The 1,876-nt window shown below is 71.5% G+C and carries 2 protein-coding genes; both read left to right on the forward strand.

Features of this window, described 5'->3' with window-relative positions:
- Nucleotides 1–1,232, forward strand: a 1,232-nt coding sequence (gene dinB / locus BN1056_RS06940) for a DNA polymerase IV (RefSeq protein WP_210580000.1), incomplete at its 5' end; no start/stop codon positions are given.
- 231 nt (nt 1,233–1,463) lie between these two features.
- Nucleotides 1,464–1,844, forward strand: coding sequence for a DUF3040 domain-containing protein (locus BN1056_RS06945; RefSeq protein WP_210580001.1), 381 nt, complete (start codon nt 1,464–1,466; stop codon nt 1,842–1,844).
- Nucleotides 1,845–1,876: the final 32 nt, after the last annotated feature.

Below are 1,876 nucleotides of genomic sequence, written 5' to 3' on the forward strand. Positions count from 1 at the left end.
GGGCCGAGAGCGCCCGCCGCTCGTGGGGCGAGGACGACTCCGCCACCCCCATCCTGCACGTGGACATGGACGCCTTCTTCGCCTCGGTGGAACTGCTCGAGCACCCCGAGCTGGTCGGGCGTCCCGTCATCGTCGGCGGCCGCGACGGGCGCGGCGTGGTTTCCGCCGCCTCCTATGAGGCCCGCGCCTACGGAGTCAGTTCGGCCATGCCCATGAACGAGGCCATGCGCCGCTGCCCCCAGGCGGTGGTCCTGCCGGTGCGCCACGGCGTGTACTCCGCCGTCTCCCGGCAGGTGATGGGCATCCTCGGTGAGGTCACCCCGTTGCTGGAACGCGTCAGCGTGGACGAGGCGTTTCTGGACGTCTCCGGCGCCCGTCGCCGCATGGGCTCCCCGGTGACCATTGGGCATTGGATTCGACGCCAGGTGCGCGAGCGCGTGGGGGTACCCGCCTCCGTCGGTATCGCCTCCACCAAGTTCGTGGCCAAACTGGCCTCCGCTCACGCCAAACCCGACGGGCTTCTGCTGATTCCCGCGCAGGCCACCCAGGACTTCCTCAACGTGTTGCCGGTGGGCGCCCTGTGGGGGGTGGGGGAGAAGAGCGCTCAGGCGCTGGCCCGCTGGGGCATCACCGACGTGCGGCAGTTGGCCGCCACCGATGTGCGCCGCCTGGAACGCATCCTCGGCCCGGCGGCCGCCCGCCACCTGCACGATCTGTCCCACGGCGTCGATCCGCGTCCGGTCACCCCGCAGCGGGAGGAGAAGTCCGTCGGCACCGAGAGCACCTTCTTTGACACCATCACCGATCGTGAGCATGCCCGCCGGGTGCTGCTGGACCAGGCTCACCAGTGTGCCGCCCGGCTGCGCGCGGGCGGACTGCGGGGCCGGGTGGTGGTGCTGAAGGCGCGCGGCGCCGACTTCGTCACCGTCACCCGCTCCCGCACATTGGGGGTGCCCACCGACCTGGCGCGCGACATCTTCGCCGTCGTGGAGTCGCTGTTCAACGCCCTGCCCACCCCGGGCGGCGGCTTTCGGCTGCTCGGGGTGCGGGTGGAGGGCCTTGCCCGCGCCGACGACGGCGTCCAGTTGCTCCTGGACGATGACCCGCGCCGCGGCGCCCCCGAGCGGGCCGCCGACGCCGTACGCGAGCGCTGGGGCAGCGCCGCCCTCGCCCCCGCCAGCCTGCTGTCCCGCCCCCGGGAGCCCGATCAGCCCGACCGTCCCGCGCACTGAGGGCGCCGCGGTGCACGTGTTTCGCGGCGACCATCCGCCGCCGTCCGGGTGGGGGGTCAGGCGCCTGCGATTCGGGAAGAACCCCGCGTCGTACGTTGTTTTCTGGGCAATGGGACGGGCCGGTTTTCCTCCTGTGACGACAACCGCCTATCCTGGATGTTGTTCAGGCGGGTTGGCCGAGAGGACCCTCCGGCCGTCCACGTGAGCCCACAACCGGAAGGGAGGCGTGCCATGGCATTGTCGGAACGCGAGCAGCAGGTGCTGCGCGACCTTGAGGAACAACTCAACGACGAGGACCCTTCGCTGGCCGAGACCATGCAGCATGCCGAAACGGCACTGCGGCGCCCCTCACCACGTCGCATCGGCGCTGGGGCCGCGCTGCTCCTGCTCGGCCTCGCCATCGTGATCGGCGGCGTGGCCGCCGGCAGTAGCAGCGTCGTGTCCATCCTGCTGGGCGTGCTCGGCTTCGCCCTAGCCGTGTGGGGGGTCACGCTTATGCTCTCCCGCCCAAGCTCCAAGGCGACCGCGGCCGGTGCCGGCAACGCGAAGCGCTCCTCCTTCATGGAGCGCCAGTCAGAGCAGTGGGATCGCCGCCGCGACGGCCAGAACTGACCACTCCGGGCGCATTACGGCGGGGCCGCACC

It is taken from the genome of Actinomyces succiniciruminis, assembly GCF_900002405.1.
Lineage (GTDB): Bacteria > Actinomycetota > Actinomycetes > Actinomycetales > Actinomycetaceae > Actinomyces > Actinomyces succiniciruminis.

Coding starts and splice junctions, on each gene's coding strand:
- BN1056_RS06945 (WP_210580001.1), top strand. CDS start 1,464: ATGGCATTGTCGGAACGCGAGCAGCAGGTGCTGCGCGACCTTGAGGAA.